The 19,111-nt window shown below is 71.7% G+C and carries 22 protein-coding genes and 2 tRNA genes; 14 read left to right on the top strand and 10 right to left on the bottom strand.

Annotated features, from left to right (window positions below; all coding sequences use genetic code 11):
- The first annotated feature begins 82 nt into the window (after nt 1-82).
- Nucleotides 83-694 carry a mycothiol-dependent nitroreductase Rv2466c family protein gene (locus tag L1857_RS11130; RefSeq protein ID WP_094007804.1) on the top strand — a complete coding sequence of 204 codons (612 nt, stop codon included), beginning with the start codon at nt 83-85 and terminating at the stop codon, nt 692-694.
- On the opposite strand, the gene L1857_RS11135 is transcribed toward L1857_RS11130, so the two are convergent.
- Together L1857_RS11135 and L1857_RS35665 are read right to left on the bottom strand one after the other, a co-directional pair.
- On the bottom strand, nt 681-1,358 hold the full coding sequence (locus tag L1857_RS11135) for an MBL fold metallo-hydrolase (RefSeq protein ID WP_249464973.1): 678 nt from the start codon (nt 1,356-1,358) through the stop codon (nt 681-683). The two genes, L1857_RS11130 and L1857_RS11135, sit on opposite strands and share 14 nt — an antisense overlap.
- On the bottom strand, nt 1,355-1,810 hold the full coding sequence (locus L1857_RS35665; protein ID WP_429727751.1) for a hypothetical protein: 456 nt from the start codon (nt 1,808-1,810) through the stop codon (nt 1,355-1,357). Before L1857_RS35665 ends, L1857_RS11135 begins: the two co-directional genes overlap by 4 nt.
- Before the next feature lie 45 nt (nt 1,811-1,855).
- Between L1857_RS35665 and L1857_RS11145 the strand changes: the two genes are divergently transcribed.
- Nucleotides 1,856-2,326 carry a ribose-5-phosphate isomerase gene (locus L1857_RS11145; RefSeq protein WP_094007802.1) on the top strand — a complete coding sequence of 157 codons (471 nt, stop codon included), beginning with the start codon at nt 1,856-1,858 and terminating at the stop codon, nt 2,324-2,326.
- A complete protein-coding gene (locus L1857_RS11150) occupies nt 2,326-3,135 on the top strand; it encodes an Fpg/Nei family DNA glycosylase (RefSeq protein ID WP_094007801.1) in 810 nt (269 codons plus the stop codon). Before L1857_RS11145 ends, L1857_RS11150 begins: the two co-directional genes overlap by 1 nt.
- 42 nt (nt 3,136-3,177) lie before the next feature.
- On the opposite strand, the gene L1857_RS11155 is transcribed toward L1857_RS11150, so the two are convergent.
- Together L1857_RS11155 and L1857_RS11160 are read right to left on the bottom strand one after the other, a co-directional pair.
- On the bottom strand, nt 3,178-3,951 hold the full coding sequence (locus tag L1857_RS11155) for a hypothetical protein (RefSeq protein ID WP_094007800.1): 774 nt from the start codon (nt 3,949-3,951) through the stop codon (nt 3,178-3,180).
- 46 nt (nt 3,952-3,997) lie between these two features.
- Entirely contained in the window at nt 3,998-4,783 is a 786-nt protein-coding gene (locus L1857_RS11160; protein WP_116111301.1) for a class I SAM-dependent methyltransferase, read from the bottom strand.
- 84 nt (nt 4,784-4,867) lie between these two features.
- Between L1857_RS11160 and L1857_RS11165 the strand changes: the two genes are divergently transcribed.
- Entirely contained in the window at nt 4,868-5,737 is an 870-nt protein-coding gene (locus L1857_RS11165; RefSeq protein ID WP_094007798.1) for an LLM class F420-dependent oxidoreductase, read from the top strand.
- An 11-nt stretch (nt 5,738-5,748) separates the two neighbouring features.
- Complete coding sequence (locus tag L1857_RS11170) at nt 5,749-6,195, top strand: nuclear transport factor 2 family protein (RefSeq protein WP_116111302.1); 447 nt, start codon at nt 5,749-5,751, stop codon at nt 6,193-6,195.
- Between the two features lie 87 nt (nt 6,196-6,282).
- Here the strand turns inward: L1857_RS11170 and L1857_RS11175 are convergent, their stop codons facing one another.
- From L1857_RS11175 to L1857_RS11185, 3 genes are all read right to left on the bottom strand, one after another.
- Complete coding sequence (locus tag L1857_RS11175; protein WP_116111303.1) at nt 6,283-6,918, bottom strand: YdcF family protein; 636 nt, start codon at nt 6,916-6,918, stop codon at nt 6,283-6,285.
- 164 nt (nt 6,919-7,082) lie between these two features.
- Nucleotides 7,083-7,430 carry an ATP-binding protein gene (locus L1857_RS11180; protein ID WP_240323250.1) on the bottom strand — a complete coding sequence of 116 codons (348 nt, stop codon included), beginning with the start codon at nt 7,428-7,430 and terminating at the stop codon, nt 7,083-7,085.
- Nucleotides 7,431-7,464: 34 nt separating this feature from the next.
- Nucleotides 7,465-7,535 (bottom strand) — tRNA-Gly (locus L1857_RS11185).
- Between the two features lie 82 nt (nt 7,536-7,617).
- Here L1857_RS11185 and L1857_RS11190 point away from each other — a divergent pair.
- Both L1857_RS11190 and L1857_RS11195 read left to right on the top strand, forming a co-directional pair.
- Nucleotides 7,618-7,694 (top strand) — tRNA-Pro (locus tag L1857_RS11190).
- Between the two features lie 70 nt (nt 7,695-7,764).
- Complete coding sequence (locus L1857_RS11195; protein WP_116111304.1) at nt 7,765-8,382, top strand: flavin reductase family protein; 618 nt, start codon at nt 7,765-7,767, stop codon at nt 8,380-8,382.
- A 319-nt stretch (nt 8,383-8,701) separates the two neighbouring features.
- Here L1857_RS11195 and L1857_RS11200 read toward each other — a convergent pair whose 3' ends face one another.
- A complete protein-coding gene (locus tag L1857_RS11200) occupies nt 8,702-9,661 on the bottom strand; it encodes a DNA polymerase domain-containing protein (RefSeq protein WP_116115161.1) in 960 nt (319 codons plus the stop codon).
- A gap of 87 nt (nt 9,662-9,748) precedes the next feature.
- Between L1857_RS11200 and L1857_RS11205 the strand changes: the two genes are divergently transcribed.
- Nucleotides 9,749-10,834 (top strand): serine/threonine-protein kinase, encoded by a 1,086-nt coding sequence (locus L1857_RS11205; protein ID WP_249467409.1) that lies wholly within the window; start codon nt 9,749-9,751, stop codon nt 10,832-10,834.
- Here L1857_RS11205 and L1857_RS11210 read toward each other — a convergent pair whose 3' ends face one another.
- Complete coding sequence (locus tag L1857_RS11210) at nt 10,835-11,293, bottom strand: GNAT family N-acetyltransferase (protein ID WP_094007787.1); 459 nt, start codon at nt 11,291-11,293, stop codon at nt 10,835-10,837.
- An 85-nt stretch (nt 11,294-11,378) separates the two neighbouring features.
- Between L1857_RS11210 and L1857_RS11215 the strand changes: the two genes are divergently transcribed.
- Both L1857_RS11215 and L1857_RS11220 read left to right on the top strand, forming a co-directional pair.
- Nucleotides 11,379-11,912 (top strand): DUF1360 domain-containing protein, encoded by a 534-nt coding sequence (locus L1857_RS11215; protein WP_094007786.1) that lies wholly within the window; start codon nt 11,379-11,381, stop codon nt 11,910-11,912.
- Between the two features lie 58 nt (nt 11,913-11,970).
- Nucleotides 11,971-13,353: an aldehyde dehydrogenase family protein gene (locus L1857_RS11220; RefSeq protein ID WP_249464975.1), complete on the top strand. Its 1,383-nt coding sequence runs from the start codon at nt 11,971-11,973 to the stop codon at nt 13,351-13,353.
- Nucleotides 13,354-13,391: 38 nt separating this feature from the next.
- Here the strand turns inward: L1857_RS11220 and L1857_RS11225 are convergent, their stop codons facing one another.
- A complete protein-coding gene (locus L1857_RS11225; protein WP_249464980.1) occupies nt 13,392-14,441 on the bottom strand; it encodes a LacI family DNA-binding transcriptional regulator in 1,050 nt (349 codons plus the stop codon).
- A 124-nt stretch (nt 14,442-14,565) separates the two neighbouring features.
- On the opposite strand from L1857_RS11225, the gene L1857_RS11230 reads away from it, so the two are divergent.
- Genes L1857_RS11230 through L1857_RS11245 form a run of 4 tightly spaced genes read left to right on the top strand, consistent with a single transcriptional unit; the run spans nt 14,566 to nt 19,103 of the window.
- Nucleotides 14,566-15,858, top strand: a complete 1,293-nt coding sequence (locus L1857_RS11230; protein WP_162831266.1) for an ABC transporter substrate-binding protein — start codon at nt 14,566-14,568, stop codon at nt 15,856-15,858.
- Nucleotides 15,859-15,877: 19 nt separating this feature from the next.
- Nucleotides 15,878-16,858: a carbohydrate ABC transporter permease gene (locus L1857_RS11235; RefSeq protein WP_094007781.1), complete on the top strand. Its 981-nt coding sequence runs from the start codon at nt 15,878-15,880 to the stop codon at nt 16,856-16,858.
- Entirely contained in the window at nt 16,855-17,697 is an 843-nt protein-coding gene (locus tag L1857_RS11240; RefSeq protein ID WP_094007780.1) for a carbohydrate ABC transporter permease, read from the top strand. Before L1857_RS11235 ends, L1857_RS11240 begins: the two co-directional genes overlap by 4 nt.
- Nucleotides 17,694-19,103 carry a GH1 family beta-glucosidase gene (locus L1857_RS11245; RefSeq protein WP_429727752.1) on the top strand — a complete coding sequence of 470 codons (1,410 nt, stop codon included), beginning with the start codon at nt 17,694-17,696 and terminating at the stop codon, nt 19,101-19,103. Before L1857_RS11240 ends, L1857_RS11245 begins: the two co-directional genes overlap by 4 nt.
- Nucleotides 19,104-19,111: the final 8 nt, after the last annotated feature.

Here is a 19,111-nt window from a genome sequence, read left to right on the forward strand (position 1 = left end):
ATCATGTCTCGGCGGGGAACAAGTGCACTCCGCGCGCTGTTGGCCGGATTGACCCCCCCCACCACCCACAGGGAGAACACTGATGACCGCAGCGCGCACACGCGTGGACTTCTACTTCGACCCCGTCTGCCCGTTCGCCTGGATCAGCTCACGCTGGATCCTCGAGGTGGAGAAGCAGCGCGACCTCGACCTGAACTTCCGCGTCATGAGCCTCGCGGTCCTCAACAGCGGGCGCGACCTCCCGGCGGAGTACCAGGAGCTGCTCGACAAGGCGTGGGGCCCGGTGCGCGTGGCCACGGCGCTCGCGCAGGAGAAGGGCGAGGCGATCCTGCGGGACTTCTACACCGAGTTCGGCATCCGCTACCACAACCAGGGCAACAAGGACATCCCCGAGGTCATCCGCCAGGCGCTGGAAGCCGTGGGCGCGCCCGCCGACCTCGCCTCCGCGGCCGACTCCGCCGAGTACGACGACGCGCTGAAGAAGAGCCACCACGAGGGCATGAACCCGGTCGGCATGGACGTCGGCACCCCGACCATCCACATCGACGGCGTCGCGTTCTTCGGCCCGGTGCTCAGCTCGATCCCGCGTGGCGAGGACGCGCTCAAGGTGTTCGACGGCGCCCGGCTGCTGGCGAGCTACCCCGACTTCTACGAGCTGAAGCGCACCCGCACCGGCGAGCTCAACTTCGACTGAGCTCGTCCCGCTGGGCGGCCACGAAATCCGGGTCGACCGGGTCGCCGTGCCCCGGGACGATCGTGCCGGGCCGCAGGGCGAGCAGCCGGTCCAGCGCGGACGGCCAGTCCGCGGGGTGCGCGTCCGGCCCGATCGACGGCGGTGCGCCCTGCTCGACCAGGTCACCGGCGAACACCACACCGGCGTCCGGCACGTGCACGGCCACGTCGTGGTCGGTGTGCGCCACGCCGGGGTGGACCAGCTCGACGGTCCGCCCGCCGAGGTCGAGCTGGACGCGGTCGGTGAGCAGGTGGTCCGGCAGCACCAGGCGGGCGGCCGCGAGCCGGTCGGCTTCCGGCTTGCCCGCCAGGCGGCGCACCCACTCGGCCCGGTCGGACTCGCCTTCGCTGACGAGCGCGTCGCGGCAGCGTTCGTGCGCCCACACCGGGCACGGCAGGAACGCCGCGGTGCCGAAGTGGTGGTCGAAGTGGGCGTGGGTGATCACCACCGTCCACGGCAGGTCGGTGATCTCGCGGATCTCGGCCGCGAAGGCCGCGCCCTGCACCTCGTCCCCGCCGGTGTCGATCACCAGGCACCGCTCGGTTCCGACGACCAGCCCGAGCGTCTGGTCCAGGTGCGCGTAGCGCCGGGCGAGGACGCCGTCGGCGAGTTCGAGCCAGGTCACGCGGCCTCCAGCAGGTCGTCGACGAGAACGGGGGCCGCGGTGTGTGCCGCTTCACCGCCGCTGGTGCCAGTCCGCTGAGTACCGGGTGCGGCGGAGTGGCGGTCCGGGCAATGGCGAATTCGCCGGCCCCGACCGGCACCTCCGCAGCCGGGCTGCGTCTCGCAGGCGGCAGCGGTGGCGTTGCGCAGGCAGCCGACGAGCACGGTCGCGCCGGTGCCGGCGGCCGCGGCGCACCCCGGATCCGGCCCGACCGCGGCCGGCCGCGGCACCCGGCCGCCGCGCCACCGCACCGGGCGCACCCGGCCACCCCGGCCCGTCACCAGGTCCACCGTCGTGCTGAACGACAGGACGTCCACGATGACCAGCACCGCGCACTCCCGCCCCAGCCCGGCGACCCCTTCCGCGCCCCACTCCACCCGCAGGTCATGCCCGTCCTGGGCGAACACGTCCACACCCCCAGCATGCCCGGCTCGGGTCCGGATGCGAGACTCCAACCCGTGCGCGTCTACTTGGGATCAGACCACGCCGGCTTCGAGCTGAAGAACCACCTGGTCGAGTACTTGAAGGGCCAGGGCCACGAGGTCACCGACATCGGCCCGGCCGTCTACGACGCCGCCGACGACTACCCGGCCTTCTGCATCGAGACCGCCCGCCGAGTGGTGGCGGACGAGGGCAGCCTGGGCATCGTCATCGGCGGTTCGGGCAACGGTGAGCAGATCGCCGCGAACAAGGTGAAGGGCGCCCGGGCCGCGCTGGCCTGGAAGCCGGAGATCGCCGCGCTCGCCCGCGAGCACAACCACGCGCAGCTGATCGGCATCGGCGCCCGCATGCACACGGTCGACGAGGCCACCGCGATCGTCGACACGTTCCTGTCCACCCCGCCGTCGGAGGACGCGCGGCACGGCCGTCGCGTGCAGCAGATGCTCGACTACGAGCGCACCGGCACGCCGCCGCCGCTGCCTGCCTGATGCCCGAAGGGCACACCCTCCACCGGCTCGCCCGCCTGCACCAGCGGCGCTACGCGGGCGCGCCGGTGGGCGTCTCCAGTCCGCAGGGCCGCTTCGCGAGCGAGGCGGCCCTTTTGGACGGCCGGGTCATGCTCGGGGCCGAGGCCTACGGCAAGCACCTGTTCCACGACTTCGGACCGCTCGGGTCCGTGCACGTCCACTTGGGACTCTACGGCACGTTCACCGAGGCGAAACTGCCGGAAACCACGCCGGTGGGCCAGGTCCGGCTGCGGCTGACCGGCCGGACACATTGGACGGACCTGCGCGGCCCGACCCGCTGCGAGCTGCTGACCCCGGACGAGGTCGACGCGATCAAGGCGCGCCTCGGCCCGGACCCGCTGCGCCGCGACGCCCGCCCGGATGAGGCGTGGCAGCGGATCTCGGCCTCCCGGACCTCGATCGCCGCGCTGCTGATGGACCAGTCGGTGATCTCCGGTGTCGGCAACGTGTACCGGGCCGAGGTCCTGTTCCGGCACCGGATCAACCCGATGGTGCCCGGCCGGGCGCTGGACCACGTGCAGTGGAAGGAGATGTGGACCGACCTCGTGGCGCTCATGCGCAAGGGCGTCCGGATCGGCCGCATCGACACCGTGGACGACGAGCACCTGCCCGAGGTCACCGGCCGCGCGCCGCGGCAGGACCGGCACGGCGGCGAGGTCTACGTCTACCGGCGCACCGGGCAGCCGTGCCTGGTGTGCGGCACGCCGGTCGCGCACACCGAGCTGGCCGGGCGGAACCTCTACTGGTGCCCGGTCTGCCAGACGGCATGACCGAGCGGGCCGGACTGCGCGTCCGGCCCGCCGTCGGGTGAATCAGAAGTCGCCGAAGCCGCCGAAGTCCCCGCCGCCGAAGTCGCCGCCCATGTCGCCGCCCGCGTCGCCACCGGCGTCACCCATGTCGCCGCCGTCGGCTCCCGCGTCGGCCATGGCGTCCTCCTGGCCCGCGTCGTAGCCGGACTCCCACGCCGAGGCGCTCGCGATGCCGGCCATGCCGCTGAACATCGCGCTGAACAGGAACATCGAGCCCAGGCCCCACGCGCCGGCCACGAGCGCCGGCTTCCACCACGGCTCGCTGTACCAGCCCTGCGGCACCGGGCGGCCGGCCACGCGGCCGCCGGGGTAGTAGTACGGCGTGTTGTCGCCCGGCTTCGGCGAGGCCTCGTAGTGCCTGCCCTCGACGTCGACGCTGCGGTGCTCGGTGACCTTGCCGGCGCGCTCGCGCTCGGTCTCCTCGGGCAGCTTCGGGCCCGGGTCCATGCCCATCGCCTCGCGGGCCGCGCGCACGTAGTAGAGGCCCTCCAGGGCGGTCTCCTTGACGAGCTTGGCCTGCTCGGCCGTCTGCGCCTGCTCCAGCTGCGAGCCCGCCGCGTTGTAGCGCTCGGACGCGTCGGCCAGCGCCTGCTTCGCCGGCTCGTTCGAACCCACGAGGTTCAGCACCTGCCCGCCGAGGCGCTCGACCAGGCGCCGGGCGTCGGCCTTGGCGTCGTCGAGCTGGCGCCGCCGGGTGGCGGCCTGAGCCTTCGCGAAGTAGGCGATGCCGCCCACGATGAGGACGAGGAGCACGATCACGGTGATCGTGGTGCCCATGGCTTACTCCCGGAAGTTCGGTGTCTTGAACCGGACAACGCGGGCGCTACGCCGATGGTTCCCAGGTTCCGCACAGCACCCGCACCGGCACTTCCTCGGTGAACACGCCCTCGGGTTCGGCCGCCAGGAGCGCGGCCCGCAGGTCGGTGTCGAAAGCGCGCCGACCTGCGGCGTCGAGCTTCTCCAGGGCGCCGGCGGAGTAGAAGGCGCCGACCACCTCGTCGAGGCCGAGCCGTTCGGTGTGATCAAGACGATGTTCCCGCACCCGGGTGAACCCGGCCCGTTCGAGCAGGTCGCGGTAGCGCGCGCGCTCGTCCTCGCTGCTGCCGCACGCGGGGAACTCCAGCGCGCCCAGCCAGCGGGTGGACACCTGCCGGATCGCCGCCGCCCACGGGCTGCGCTGCGTCCACACCGGCGTGCCGTTGGCGATCACCGCGACCCCGCCGCCGGACCGCAGCAGGCGGGTCAGCGCGGCGAACAGCGGACCCGGATCCATCCAGTGCAGTGCCTGGCCGATGGTGACCAGATCGAGGCTGCCGCCGCCGAGCAGCGGCTCCAGGGCCGGCACGTCGCTGTCCGCGCCTACGACCCACACGATGTTCGGGACCTCCGCGGCGCGGGCGTGCGCGAGCATGTCGGGTGAGGGGTCCATGCCGATCACCGCGCCGGCCCTGGCGGCCATCGGCACCGTCAGCTGCCCGGTGCCGCAACCCAGGTCGAGCACCCGGCCGAGCGGGAACTCCGCCGCGAGCAGGTCGAGGACCTCCGGCCGGTACCCGCGGCGGAACTTCGCGTAGTTCGACGCCACCTCGCCGGCGAATTCCTGGATCATCCGCCCAGTCTGTGACCTGCGGGAATCGCGGCGCAAGCGGTTCCGCTCTCGACGAAAACTAGAACAGGTTATAGTCTCGGGCGCATGAAGTTCACCCTCTCGGTCGCGATGAACCCCCTGGACCAGTTCACCGAGTTGGCGCGCACCGCCGAGGAGTGCGGCTTCTCCTCGATCGCGCTGCCGGACTCGCTGTTCTACTCCGAGCACGTGTCCGCCGAGTACCCGTACACGCCCGACGGCAGCCGGTTCTGGACCGCGGACACGCCGTGGGCGGACCCGCTGGTGGCGGTCGCGACGATGGCCGCGGTGACGGAGCGGATCGAGTTCTACACGTCGGTGCTCAAGCTCGGCTCGCGCAACCCGGTGCTGCTCGCGCGTCAGGTCGGGTCGGTCGCGGTGCTGTCCGGCAACCGGTTCGGGCTCGGGCTCGGGGTGGGCTGGTCGCCGGAGGAGTTCGAGTGGTGCGGCGCGCCGTACGCCAACCGCGGCAAACGCGTGGACGAGGCGATCGAGGTGCTGCGGCTGATCCTGGACGGCGGGATGGTCGAGTACCACGGCAGGTTCTTCGACTTCGACAAGCTGCAGATGAGCCCGGCGCCGTCGGAGCACGTGCCGTTCTACATCGGCGGGCACACCGAAGTGGCGTTGAAGCGGGCCGCGCGGGTGGGCGACGGCTGGTCCTCGGCGATGATGAAGTTCGACGACCTGCGCTCGACGATCGCGCGGCTGGCCGAGTTGCGCGCCGAGTACGGGCGGGCCGACGTGCCGTTCGAGGTCCAGGCGGTGTGCATCGACCGGTTCGGGCTGGACGGCTACCGCGAGCAGGCCGAGATCGGCGTGACGGACATCGTGACGCAGCCTTGGGTGTTCGAGGGCATCGGGTTCGGCGACCCGATCGGCCCGAAGAAGGACGCGATCCGCAAGTTCGCCGACGAGATCATTTCCCGGTTCTGAAGGGGTGTGCCATGGGTGTTCAGGTGTGCTGGGACGTCGATGCCGAGCAGCCGCCGGCGCGGGTCGCTTCGTGGAAGTCGATGAACGCGACCTGCCGCGGCGCCAAGGACGAGTGGCTGGCGCTGTTCGCTGACGACGCGGTGGTCGAGGACCCGGTCGGCAAGTCGATGTTCGACGAGGAGGGTCGCGGGCACCACGGGCACCAGGGGATCGCGGCGTTCTGGGACCTGACGATCGCGAAGGTGGAGCGGTTCGAGTTCGTGATCAAGGATTCCTTCGCGGCGGGGGACGAGGTGGCCAACGTCGGCACGATCACGACGTACCTGCCCGGCGGGTACCGGGTGGATACGGACGGCGTGTTCGTGTACCGCGTGGGAGCGGACGGGCTGGTCCGATCGATGCGGGCGTTCTGGGAGACGGAACGCGCCATGGCGACGGCGCGGCAGGTGAGCGGGTAGGCGGGGCGCGCGATGCCGGGGAGGGCGTGTCGTCGCTGGCTGCCTCAGGCTGATCGGTGAGCGGCAGGGTGCGCCCCGTGGGAACCACTAGACGAGGCGCTTGGTGAAGCCGGCGTCGATGAGGCGTTGCAGGGCGGCCCGGACGGTCGCCGGGAGCGGTTGCGGGATGGCGAACCCGCGCTCGGCGTAGGCGGTGATGCGTTGGGTGTCGCCGACGAGCATGTTGATCACCCGGTCGTCGTCGGCGATGGTGTGCAGGTATTCGTCGAGGGTTTGTGGCTTGGCGGCGCAGACGACGTCGACCTCGGGCCAGAGCTTGCGGCAGGTCGCGTAGGCGCGGCGCTGCTGGTAGGGGCGCGAGACAAGGGTGACCTCGCGGATGTCGTGGTCGCGGAGCAGGTCGCGGGTGAAGGTGATGTTCTCGCCGGTGTTGGTGGCGCGGGTCTCGAGCCGGATGGCCGTCGCCGGCACCCCCAGGGCGCGCGCGTGCTCGCCGAAGTGGACGGCTTCCCCACGCGGGAACATCCCGACGGTGGTGGGCGCGTTGGCCCCGGTGAAAACGACCAGCGGGAACCGGCCCGCGTGGTACAGCTCAGCGACGTACCCGGCGACGCCGAGATCATGACTCCCGAGCCCGATGCCGACATCCGTCCGCCGGGGCTCGTGGCGCAGGTGGTGGTAGTGCCAGAGAACCTCGGCGTCGGCGCGCAGCTGTTCGTCCACGTCGCTTGTCTGCCTCACGCGAGGTTGCGCAGCAGTGCTTGGTACGTCAGGTCCACCTGACCTTCCTCGACGTGGACGATCCGCGCCCCCGGCCGTGCGGCGATCACCGCTCGATCATCTCCTGGGCCTCGACGTGCAGCGGATCCGCCGCCGCGCGCGTGCGCTCAACGAAGCGCCTCACCGTGTTCTCCTTGCTGCCGAGCAGCACGATCTCGTGGCACGTGGCGTCCACCTCGGGCGAGGCCCTCGAGTTGTTCGATGAACGGCGTCCGGCCCAGGAACTGCGGAATCACCACGTCGTGGCCGGATGCCAGGTGGGTGCGTGCGGCAGCGAGCGCGACACCGCGAGCAAGCCGGCCGGCGGCGCGCGGGTCGTCGCGCCGGCGGCCGATCAGGTTTCGTAGACGGTCGACGTCCAGGTTCAGCGCCAGCAGATGCTCGTCCACATACCGCCCAGCGAGCGTCGACTTACCACACGCGGGCGGCCCGTTGAGCAAGATCAGCCGCGGCACCGGGCGACGGTACCAACGACCCGCGAACAACGAGAGCGGGCGACGGGAATCGAACCCGCACCACCAGTTTGGAAGACTGGGGCTCTACCATTGAGCTACGCCCGCATGCACCCGCATCGCACGGGCGCGTCTGCGAGTCTAGCGGGCCACGCTAGAGTGATCGCACCGCCCCGGGCTCTGGGGCGACCGGGATGTGGCGCAGCTTGGTAGCGCATCCGCTTTGGGAGCGGAGGGTCGCAGGTTCAAATCCTGTCATCCCGACCACGCCGGCCGGCTCGTGGTCCTTGGGGCTGTTCGGCCGGGGCCGACCTGATCCGTTTCTAGCGTGAGCGGCATGAACGTCACGGACGAGCACGTCGTGATCAGCCCGAGCATCCTCTGCTTCGGCACCCCGGTCGTGCTGCTGTCGACCGGGAACGCCGACGGCAGCGCCAACCTCGCGCCCATGTCCTCGGCCTGGGCGCTCGGCCAGGTGGTCGTGCTCGGGCTGGCCGCGGCGTCGCACACGGTGGCCAACTTTCGCGTCCGTCCGGACCTCGTGATCAACCTGCCGGGGCCGGACCAGTGGCGGGCGGTGGAGCGGCTGACCCCGCTCACCGGGGCGGACCCGGTGCCGGAGCACGAGCGCGGCGCCTTCCGCCACGAACCGGACAAGTTCGGGGCGGCTGGGCTGCAGCCGGTGGACTCCGACCTGGTCCGGCCGCCGCGGGTGGCGGACTGCCCGATCGCGATGGAAGCGCGTGCGGCCGAGGTGCGGGAGGGCTGCACGGGCGGCTTCGTCGTGGTGCAGGCGGAGGTGCTGCGCGTGCACTGCGAGTCACGGCTCGTGGTGCCGGGGACGCAGCACGTCGATCCAGGGGAGTGGAGCCCGCTGATCTACAACTTCCGGCACTACTTCGGCCTCGGGCCGGAGCTGGGGCACAGCTTCCGCTCGGAGACGCCGCGGAGTTAGCGATGTGGTCCCGCTGGGGTGGTGGCGACGGGCCGGGTGGTGGGGCGGCGGGCAGTGCTGCTGGTGGCTGGCCGGACGACCGTGGGCTGCTGCGGGGTGCACTGGTGGCGTGGCGGGCGGCCCGGGGCGCTTTGCTGCGGCGGGGGGCGGCGCGGCGGTTGGTGGGGCTGGTGCCGCGAGTGCTGCTGGTCGCGTGGTGGCCCGCTTCGCTGGGGTGGGTGGTGGCCGGCCCGGCGGCGCGGGCCGGTGCGGCGAGTGCTGCCCATGGCTGCCTTCCGCGGCGGAGGGCGGCGGCGCTGACCCCGCGAACCACCAGCCGTCAGGAGTCCTGCTCCCGGCGGGCTCGGGCTCGGCGTTTGCCCTCGTGCATTGCCTGGACCCGGGCGATCGGGATGGTGCGGCCGTGCTCGATCAATTCCTCCGGCAGGCTCTGCGGCTCCGGCAGCGAGTCGGCCCACGGATCCCCGGAACCCAGCAGCCGGACGGCCTCGCGCAGGGTGAACGTCGCCGGGTGCACGTTGTCGAGCTCCTCCCATGGCACGGGGAACGACACCGGCAGCCCGGGGCGCACCCGCGGGCTGTACACCGCCACGACCGTCGCGCCGCCGGCGCGTGTCGAATCCAGGAACACCTTGCCGCCGCGGTCCTCGCGGATGAACGCCGTCGTCGCCAGGTCCGGGTCGAGCTTCTCGGCGCGGGCGGCCAGCGCCCGGGTCGCCGCGGCGGCCTGCTCAGCGTCGGCGCCGCGCACCGGCACGAAGATGTGCACGCCCTTGGACCCGCTCGTCTTCACCGCGCCCGCCAGCCCGCAGTCGGCCAGGGCCTGGCGCACCAGGTGGGCCGCGCGCACCGCCAGCCCGAACGCCGCCGACCCCTCCGGCGGGTCCAGGTCCAGCACCAGATGCGTGGGCGTCTCCAGGTGCCCCGCGAGGCCCAGCGTCGGGTGGTACTCGATCGCCCGCTGGTTGCCGAACCACAGCAGCGTGCGGCGGTCGTTGCACAACGCGTACGACACCTGCCGGTGCGAACTCTCCGCCCACATGCTCACCCGCGGCACCCACTCCGGCGTGTACTTCGGCAGGTTCTTCTGCATGAACGGGTCCTGGCCGCGCAGCAGCCGCACGACCGACAGCGGCCGGTCCCGCAACGCCGCGACCATCCGGTCGGCGACCGCGTCCAGGTAGTCGACCAGATCGCGCTTCGTGGCGCCGGCATCGGCGAACAGTGACTGGTCGAGGTTCGTCAACGACACGCCGTCCCGCACCTCTGCGCTGCTCATGGCCCCACTCTTGCCGATCCGGGTCGCCGCGGCCACCCCTGGCGGGGTTTGCCCGCACCCGCGCAGGGGTAGCGATTCCTCGTGGACATGGGTGAGCGGTACCGGCTCGGGGAGCGGATCGGCGGCGGTGGCAGTGCCGACGTGCACCGCGCGTGGGACCGCGTCGCCGAACGCGAGGTCGCGGTCAAGCTCTTCCACGCGCGCCCGACGCCCGCCCAGCAGCGGCGGCAGGCGCGGGAGTTCCGCATCCTGGACCGGCTGCGGCACCCGGCCCTGGTGCCGCTGTACGACTCCGGCGTCCGCGACGGCCGCGTCTTCTTCGTGATGCGCCTGGTCGACGGCCCCACCCTGGCGGACCGCATCGCCGAGGGACCGCTCTCCGTGGACGAGACCATCGAGCTGGGCGCCCGGCTGGCGGACGCGCTGGCCTACGTCCACCGCGCCGGCATCACGCACCGGGACGTCAAGCCCGCGAACATCCTGCTCGCCCCGGACGGGGCCGTGCTCGGCGACTTCGGCATCGCGCAGGGCCACGACACCACCCGGTTCACCACCACCGGCACCGTCGTGGGCACCGCCGCGTACATGGCGCCCGAGCAGGTCCGCGGGGAACCGGTCGGGCCGTCCGCGGACGTCTACTCGCTGGCGCTGGTGCTGCTGGAATGCCTGTCCGGGCGGCGCGAGTACCCGGGATCGCTCACCGAGTCGGCGGTGGCGCGGTTGCTCCGCCCGCCCGCGGTGCCGGACGGCCTCCCACCGCACCTCGCGGACTTGTTGCGGCGCATGGGAGATCGCGACCCGGACGCGCGGCCGTCGGCGCGGGAAGTGTCGGCCGTGCTCGGCGGGGTGACGCGGCCGCTGGCCGTGGTGAAGCCGCGTCGCCGGCTGGCGGTGGCCGCGGGCTCCGCGGTGACGGCCGCCGCGGCCGCTCTCGCCTTCGCACTCCTCAACGGGTCCACCGCGGAGGTCCCCGCCTCGTCCGTTCCGGCGCCCGCCCCGGTTTCGGCCGCCCCGCCGCCGGTGACGAGCGACGCGCCGGCACCGGTGGCGAAGACGGCCCCGGTCACCCAGGCCGAGGAGACCACGGCCGCCCCGGACAACCGGGGCAACGGCGAGGACAAGGGCAAGGACAAGGACAAGGGGCAGCAGAAGAAGCCGCACAAGGACAAGTGATCAGACCGCCTTACTCATGTGCACCAGCGCCCCGTCGAGGAACGGCTCCTCGCGGTCGACCCGGTAGCCCAGCCGCCGGTAGAAGCGGATGTTCTCGGTGAACAGCGCGTTGGTGTAGAGCCGCACGCCGTGCAGGCCCATCGACTGGGCCAGGAGGTCCGCGTGCCGCATCAGCAGCCGCCCGTATCCGGTGCCCTGCGCCGACGGCCGCACGGCGACGTTCTCGATCAGCAGGTGGTCCACCGCCGGGATCATCTCGATCAACGCGACCAGCTGGTCGTCGTCGTAGAGCAGGTCGATCCGGTGGGCGGTCACGGCCTGCCGGTAGTCGGTCTGCATCGGCAGGGGTTCGCGCCGGATCAGATCCGCCCACTTCGCGTACGCGGCGTGGACCAGGTCCCGGATCGCGTCGGCGTCCTCGGGCGTCGCGCGCCGGAAGAGGTATTTGTGTTGCGGCATTTCTCCTCCTTCGCGGCGGTGTGGTTGCCCGCGGACCTCGGGGGTACCCGGTGGCCGCACGAACAGCCGAGCAACAGGAGAACGAATGGCGCAGCACGCCGGACTCCGGGACCTCGCCGCCGCGGGTCGCGCCGAGGCCGACGCCTACCGGGGCGACCACGACCGTCCGCTGGGCGGCTATCTCGTCGTCATGATCGTCTACACCTCGCTCGTGGTGGCGGCGGCACTCGCGGCCGTGCTCACCGGCCGTAAGCTGCCCCGTGACCTGCGGGTTTCCGATATCGCCCTGATGGCGATGGGTACCCACAAGCTGGCCCGGACCATCAGCAAGGACGCCGTCACCAGCCCCCTGCGCGCCCCGTTCACCCGATACGCTGACACCGGCGGCCCCGCCGAGGTCATGGAGGAGGTGCGCAAGCCCTCCGGGCTCCGGCACAGCGTCGGCGAACTGCTCAGCTGCCCGTTCTGCCTCGACATGTGGGTGGTGACCGGGTTCACCATCGGCCACGTCTTCGCCCCCCGCCTCACGCGCCTGGTCGCGTCGGCGCTGGCCGCGCTGACCGGCGCCGACTTCCTGCAGCTGGCCTACGCGAAGGCGCAGCAGATCGCCGAGGACTGACCCGCCCGGGTGTCGCGGAGGAGAAGCAGGGGTACTCGCACCGCGGACAGGAGGTGCGATGACTGAGCTGATGACCCGGGAAGACGCGGCCATCGAGGTCCACGACCCCGCGAGCGGTGAGCTGGTGGGACGCGTGCCGAGCGCGACCGAGCAGCAGGCCGCCGCGGCGGTGCGCGCGGCGCGGGCGGCGTTCGCGGACTGGGCGCGGACCGCGGCGGGGGAGCGGGCCACCGCGTTGAAGGCCGCGGCGGCCGAGCTGCGCGAGCGGGCGGACGAGCTGGCCGCGATGAACCACCGCGAAACCGGCAAGCTGCTCGACGAAGCGCGCGAGGGCGTGCTCGCCGGAGCGGGAACCCTGGAGCAGTACGCCGAGCTGGGCCCGGCCCACCGCGGGCGGAGCCTGCAGGGCGGCTGGGACGCGACGGACCTGATGGTGCCCGAGCCGCGCGGGGTCGTGGTGGCGCTGACGCCGTGGAACGATCCGGTCGCGGTCGCGTGCGGGCTGCTCGGCGCGGCGCTGGCGACCGGCAACGTCGTGGTGCACAAGCCGAGCGAGCGGTGCCCGCACGTGGGACGGATGCTGACCGAGCTGCTGGCGCGGCACCTGCCGGCGGACGTGCTGTCCTGCGTGGACGGTGACGGCCGGGTCGGGGCGTGGCTCGCGGAGTCGGCGGACGTGGACGTGATCGCGCACGTCGGCAGCACCGCGACCGGCCGGTCGGTGGCGGTGGCCGCGGCGCGGACCGGGGCGAAGGTGCTGCTGGAGAACGGCGGCAACGACGCGCTGATCGTCGACGCCGGGGTCGATCCGCGGTGGGCGGCCGCGCAGGCCGCGCTGGGGGCGTTCGCGAACGCCGGGCAGATCTGCGTGTCGGTGGAACGGATCTACGTGCACCGCGCGGTGGCCGGCGAGTTCCTGGACGCGCTCGTGGCGGAGGCGCGCAAGCGCCCGTCGGAGGTGCCGATGGCGCCGCTGGTGGACGAGCGTCAGCGCGAGCACGTGCACTCGCACGTCGAGGACGCGGTGTCGCAGGGTGCTTCGCTGCTGGCCGGCGGGACGTTGCCGGACGGGCCGGGCGCGCACTACCCGGCGACCGTGCTGAGTGGATGCACGCCGTCGATGCGGGTCCTGACGGAGGAGACGTTCGGGCCGGTCGCGCCGGTGCGCGTGGTGGACAGCTTCGACCAGGCGCTCGAGGAGGCGGCCGACGACCGGTACGGCCTGACGGCGACGGTGCTGACGGAGTCGATGGCGCACGCCCAGCGCGCGTGGCGGGAGCTGCCGGTGGGGACGGTGAAGGTGAACAACGTCTTCGGCGGCGCGCCCGCCGGGGCGGCCCACCCGCGGAAGGCCAGCGGCGAGGGGTTCGGCTACGGACCCGAGCTGCTGGACGAGATGACCGTCACGAAGGTCGTCCACATCGGACCCGCAGGCGGCTGACCGGCGGACGTCCGGTGGCGCCCCGCTGCCGGACGTCCCTAGGCCGATTCCCGCAGGGTGAGCGACACCGGCAGCACCTGCCGCCGCGGGGGCAGCGTTTCGCCGGCCAGCAGGGTAGTCAGGGTGGCCACCATCTGGCGCACCTGGGCGGCCGGGTCCTGGTGCACCGTCGTCAGCGGGGGGTTCATCGCGGCGGCCAGTGCCGGGTGGTCGTCGAAGCCGACGACCGCCACGTCGGCCGGGACTCGGCGGCCCGCGGCGCCCAGTGACTGCAGCACCCCGGCGGCCATCACGTCGCTGGCGACGAACACCGCGTCCAGCGTAGGCTCCCGGGCCAGCAGGCGGTCCATCGCGATCCGGCCGCCGTCCAGGGTGAAATCCGCCTCCTCCGCCAGGCCCGCCGAGTCCAGTCCCGCGTCGGCCAGGGTCTTGCGCCACCCGGACAGCCGGTGGACCGCCGCGGTCTGGTCCTGCGGGCCGGCGACCGTCGCGATGCGACGGCGGCCCCGGGAAACCAGGTGCTCCACCGCGAGCCGCGCGCCGGACTCGTTGTCGAAGTCGATCACGTGCACCCCGCGCGCCACCCCGCCCGCCGGACCGCCGAACACCACCGGCAACCGCAGCAGCCGCAGCGCCCGCGGCAACGGGTCCGCCTGGTGCGGCGCGAACACCAGCGCGCCGTCGACGTGCCCGCCCTCCAGGAACCGCAGCGTCCGCGTCAGGTCGGCGCGCCCGTCGCAGAACATCAACACCATCTGGATCCCGGTCGCGGCCAGCTCCCGGTACCCGGCGCGCATGACCGCCGTCCGGTACGGGTCCCCGAGCAGGACCTCCTCCGGCTCGGACAGCACCACCGCCACCGCGCCCGTCCGCCGCGTCACCAGCGACCGCGCCGCCTGGTTCGGCGAATAGCCCAGATCGGCGGCCGCCGCGCGCACCGCCTCCCGGGCACGCGCGCTGACGTTCGGGTCGTCGTTCAGCGCCCGGGACGCCGTCGAGCGGGAGACCCCGGCGAACGCGGCGACGTCCTCCAGCGTCGGCCGGCCCTCGTGGTTGCCGTGTGCGGTCACCGGGTCACCTTCCGCCATTGATGGGAGCGCTTCCAACAATAGCGCATCTTGACAAGGCTGGTGACTAGCGACACACTCAACCCCGTTCTGGGAGCGCTCCCAAAATCTCTCTCCCCGGAACCCCACGAGTTAGGGAAACGACGTGCGACATCTTCACAAGGGCGTGAGCTTCGCGATCGGCCTGGCTGTGCTCGGCGCGAGCCTGGCCGCCTGTGGTGGCGGCGGCTCGTCCGGAACCTCCGGCGACGGACGGATCGAGCTGTCCATCGGCACCTTCACCGAGTTCGGGTACGAGGAACTGATCCCCGAGTACGAACGCCTGCACCCCAACATCAAGATCACCCACCACAAGACGGGCGAGGGCGGCCCCTACCACCAGAACCTGATCACCAAGCTGGCCGCGGGCAACGGCCTGGAGGACGTGGTCGCGGTCGAGGAGGGCCACTTCTCCGACATCATCGACAAGTCGTCCAAGTTCAACGACCTCACCGAGATCGGTCCCAAGGACGTGACCGCCGACCGGTGGCTGAACTGGAAGTACGAGGCCGGCAAGGACTCCGACGGCAGGCTGATCGGCTACGGCACCGACATCGGCCCGCTGGCCCTGTGCTACCGCAAGGACCTGCTGCAGGCCGCCGGGCTGCCGTCCGACCCCGAGGGCGTCAAGTCGCTGTTCGCGACCTGGGAGTCCTACTTCGCGGCCGGTGACCAGTACGTGCAGCGCACCGGCGGCAAGGCGTGGTTCGACGCGTCCTCGCAGCTGTACAACTCGATGGTCAACCAGCTCGAGACCGGCTACCTGGACCGCAACGACGACCTCACCATCGAGTCCAACCCGGGCATCAAGGCGGCCTGGGACCGCATCACCGGCGCGATCCAGCGCGGCCAGTCCGCCAAGCTCATCGCGTTCGGCAACGAGTGGAAGACCGGTTTCCAGCAGGGATCCTTCGCCACCACCGTGTGCCCGTCGTGGATGCTCGGCGTGGTCGAGGAGAACGCCGGGCCGGGCAACGCGGGCAAGTGGGCGGTCACCGACGCGTTCCCCAACGGCGGCGGCAACTGGGGCGGCTCCTACCTGACCGTGCCCAAGCAGAGCCAGCACCCGAAGGAGGCCGCGGAGTTCGCGGCGTGGCTGACCGCGCCGGAGCAGCAGCTCAAGGCGTTCCAGGCACGCGGCAACTTCCCCAGCCAGACGCAGGCGCTGTCCTCGCCGCAGCTGCTGCAGCAGACCGAGCCGTACTTCGGCGACACCCTGGTCGGCCGGCTCTACTCCGAGCAGGCCAGGAAGGTGACCCGCGCGCAGTACAAGGGCCCGGGTGACGGCCAGATCCAGGAGAACGTCACCAGCCCGGCGCTGCAGGCGGTCGAGCAGGGGACACCGCCCGACCAGGCCTGGCAGCAGGTGGTCGACGAAGCCAAGAAGATCGTGAAGTGAGCCGAGGGGGAACAGGCCGATGACCACCGTGGCGGAGAAACCGCCGAGGCAGGACGTGCCGCCGGAACCGGCGAGACCGACGCTGCGGCAACGCCTCTCGCGCTGGGACGTCAAGTTCTCGCCGTACCTCTACATCGCGCCGTTCTTCGTGGTGTTCGGCCTGACCGGCCTGTTCCCCCTGCTCTACACGGGCTACGTGTCGCTGTTCGACTGGGAGATCGGCGACGACGACCCGAAGTTCATCGGGCTGCAGAACTTCGTGACGCTGCTCGGTGACCCGCAGTTCTGGAACGCGGTCGTCAACACGATCTCGATCTTCGTGCTGTCCAGCGGGCCGCAGCTGGTGATCGCGGTGCTGCTCGCGGCGCTGCTGTCGCTGCGGCTGCGCTTCCCGGCGAGCTGGCGGGTCGGGATCCTGCTGCCGTACTCGGCCAGCCTGGTCGCGCTCGGCATCATCTTCGCGAACCTGTTCGGCCCGCGCTACGGGCTGGTCAACGCGATGCTGGAGACGTTCGGGCTGGACCGGGTCGAGTGGCAGGCCAACCGGTTCGCCAGCCACCTGGCGATCGCCACGATGGTCAACTGGCGCTGGACCGGCTACAACGCGCTGATCGTGCTGGCGGCGATGCAGGCGCTGCCGCGGGACGTCTACGAGGCGGCGGTGGTCGACGGTGCCGGCGCGGTCCGCCGGTTCTTCTCGATCACGCTGCCGATGCTGCGGCCGACGCTGATCTTCGTGGTGATCACCTCGACGATCGGCGGGCTGCAGATCTTCACCGAGCCCAAGCTGTTCGACGCGATGCCCGGGTCGAACAACGGTGGTTCGCAGCACCAGTTCCAGACGCTGACGCTGTACCTGTACCAGTCCGCGTTCGAGAGCTTCGACCTCGGCTACGCGTCGGCGATCGCGTGGCTGCTGTTCCTGCTGATCGTCCTCATCGCGCTGGTCAACTTCCTGATCACCCGGCGGCTCGCCGCGACGACGGGACTGAAACGATGACCGTACGGATACTTCCCCGGCGGCGGGGCGGGTCGCGCTTCTTCGTCTACGCCACGCTGATCGCGTTCGTCGCCGGTTCGCTGTTCCCGTTCTACTGGTCGTTCCTGGTGGCCAGCCGCGACACCGGCATGCTGTCGGACCACCTGCCGCCGCTGCTGCCGGGCGGCAACTTCTGGGCCAACGCCAGCCGCGTGTTCGACGCGGTGCCGTTCTGGAAGGCGCTGGGCAACAGCCTCATCGTGGCGGGCACGGTGACACTCACGACGGTGCTGTTCTCCGCGCTGGCCGGGTTCGCCTTCGCCAAGATGCGCTTCCGCGGCTCCAACGGCCTGTTCGTGTTCATCGTGGTGACGCTCGCGGTGCCCACGCAGCTGGGCGTGATCCCGCTGTTCATCATGATGTCCGAACTCGGCTGGGCCGGGCACCTGCAGGCGGTGATCGTGCCGAACCTGGTCACCGCGTTCGGGGTGTTCTGGATGCGCCAGTACATCGTGGACGCCGTACCGTACGAGCTGATCGAGGCGGCGCGGGTGGACGGGTGCAGCGTGTTCGGCACGTTCGTGCACGTCTGCCTGCCCGCGATCCGCCCGGCGGCCGCGGTGCTCGCGATGTTCACGTTCATGATGTCGTGGAACGACTTCCTGTGGCCGCTGATCGTGCTCGACGCGGGCAACCCCACCGTGCAGGTCGCGCTGGAGAAGCTGCAGAGCGGTCACTACGTCGACTATTCGCTGGTGCTGGCCGGGACCACGCTGGCGACCATTCCGGTTCTGATCGTCTTCCTGCTGCTCGGGCGCCAGATCGTGTCCGGGATCATGCAGGGCGCGGTGAAAGGGTGAGCATGTCGGTTCTGGGTGAAGAGGTCACCGCCGGGCTGGAGTTCCCGCCCGGGTTCGCGTGGGGGGCCAGCACGGCGGCCTTCCAGATCGAGGGGGCGACCACTGTGGACGGTCGCACCGACTCGATCTGGGACGCGTTCTGCCGCCGTCCGGGCGCGGTCGCGGGCGGTGACACCGGGGAACCGGCGGCCGACCACTACCACCGGTTCCGCGACGACGTCGCGTTGATGGCCGAACTCGGGCTCGGGGTGTACCGGTTCTCGCTGGCCTGGTCGCGGGTGCGGCCCGACGGCGGCGAAGTCAACCCGAAGGGGCTGGACTTCTACGAGCGGCTGGTGGACGCGTTGCTGGACCGGGGCATCACGCCCTGGGCCACGCTGTACCACTTCGACCTGCCGCAGGCGCTGGAGGAGCGTGGCGGCTGGGCCGTCCGCGACACCGCCTACCGCTTCGCCGAGTTCGCGGCGTCGGCGGCGGACCGGCTGGGGGACCGCATTCCCTTCTGGTCCACGTTGAACGAGCCGTGGTGCTCGGCGTTCCTGGGCTACGCCAAGGGGATCCACGCGCCGGGGCGGCAGGAGCCGCGGGCGGCGGTCGCGGCCGCGCACCACCTGCTGCTCGCGCACGGGCTCGGGCTCGCCGAGATCCGGCGCGCGGCGGACGTCCAGGCCGGGATCACGGTGAACCTGTACCCGGTGCGGGCGGCTTCGGATTCGGCGGCGGACGCCGACGCGGCGCGGCGGGTGGACGGGTTGCAGAACCGGCTGTTCCTCGACCCGGTGCTGCGTGGCCGGTACCCGGCGGACCTGCTGGCGGACCTGGAGCCGTTCGGTCTGGGCGAGTGCGTCCGCGACGGGGACCTGGCGCTGATCGGGGCGCCGATCGACCAGATGGGGATCAACTACTACCGCGGCTACGAGGTCACCGGCACGCTGCGGCCGGGCGTCGAGCCGGGCGGGCTGGAGTGGGTGGGCGCGGACGGGATCGGGTTCGTGCCCGACGCCGCGGCCTCGGTGACGCACTCGGGCTGGTCCGTGCAGCCGGAGGGGCTGACCGAAACGCTGGTGCGGGTGCACCGCGAGTACCCGGCGGTGCCGTTGTACGTCACGGAGAACGGCGCGGCCTACGACGACTCGGTGCGGCCGGACGGCTGGATCGACGACGTCGAGCGGGTCGAGTTCCTGGCCGCGCACCTGCGGGCGGCGCACGCGGCGCTCGCGCAGGGGGTCGACCTGCGGGGGTTCTCGTACTGGTCGCTGCTGGACAACTTCGAGTGGGCGGAGGGTTATTCGAAGCGGTTCGGCCTGGTGCACGTCGATTACCGGACGCAGGTCCGCACGATGAAGCGCAGCGCCCACTTCTACGCGCAGGTGATCCGCGCCAACGCCGTGCCGGTCACGTCGTGACGGCGCCT

The sequence above is a fragment of the Amycolatopsis thermalba genome (assembly GCF_023376025.1).
Taxonomy (GTDB): domain Bacteria; phylum Actinomycetota; class Actinomycetes; order Mycobacteriales; family Pseudonocardiaceae; genus Amycolatopsis_E; species Amycolatopsis_E thermalba.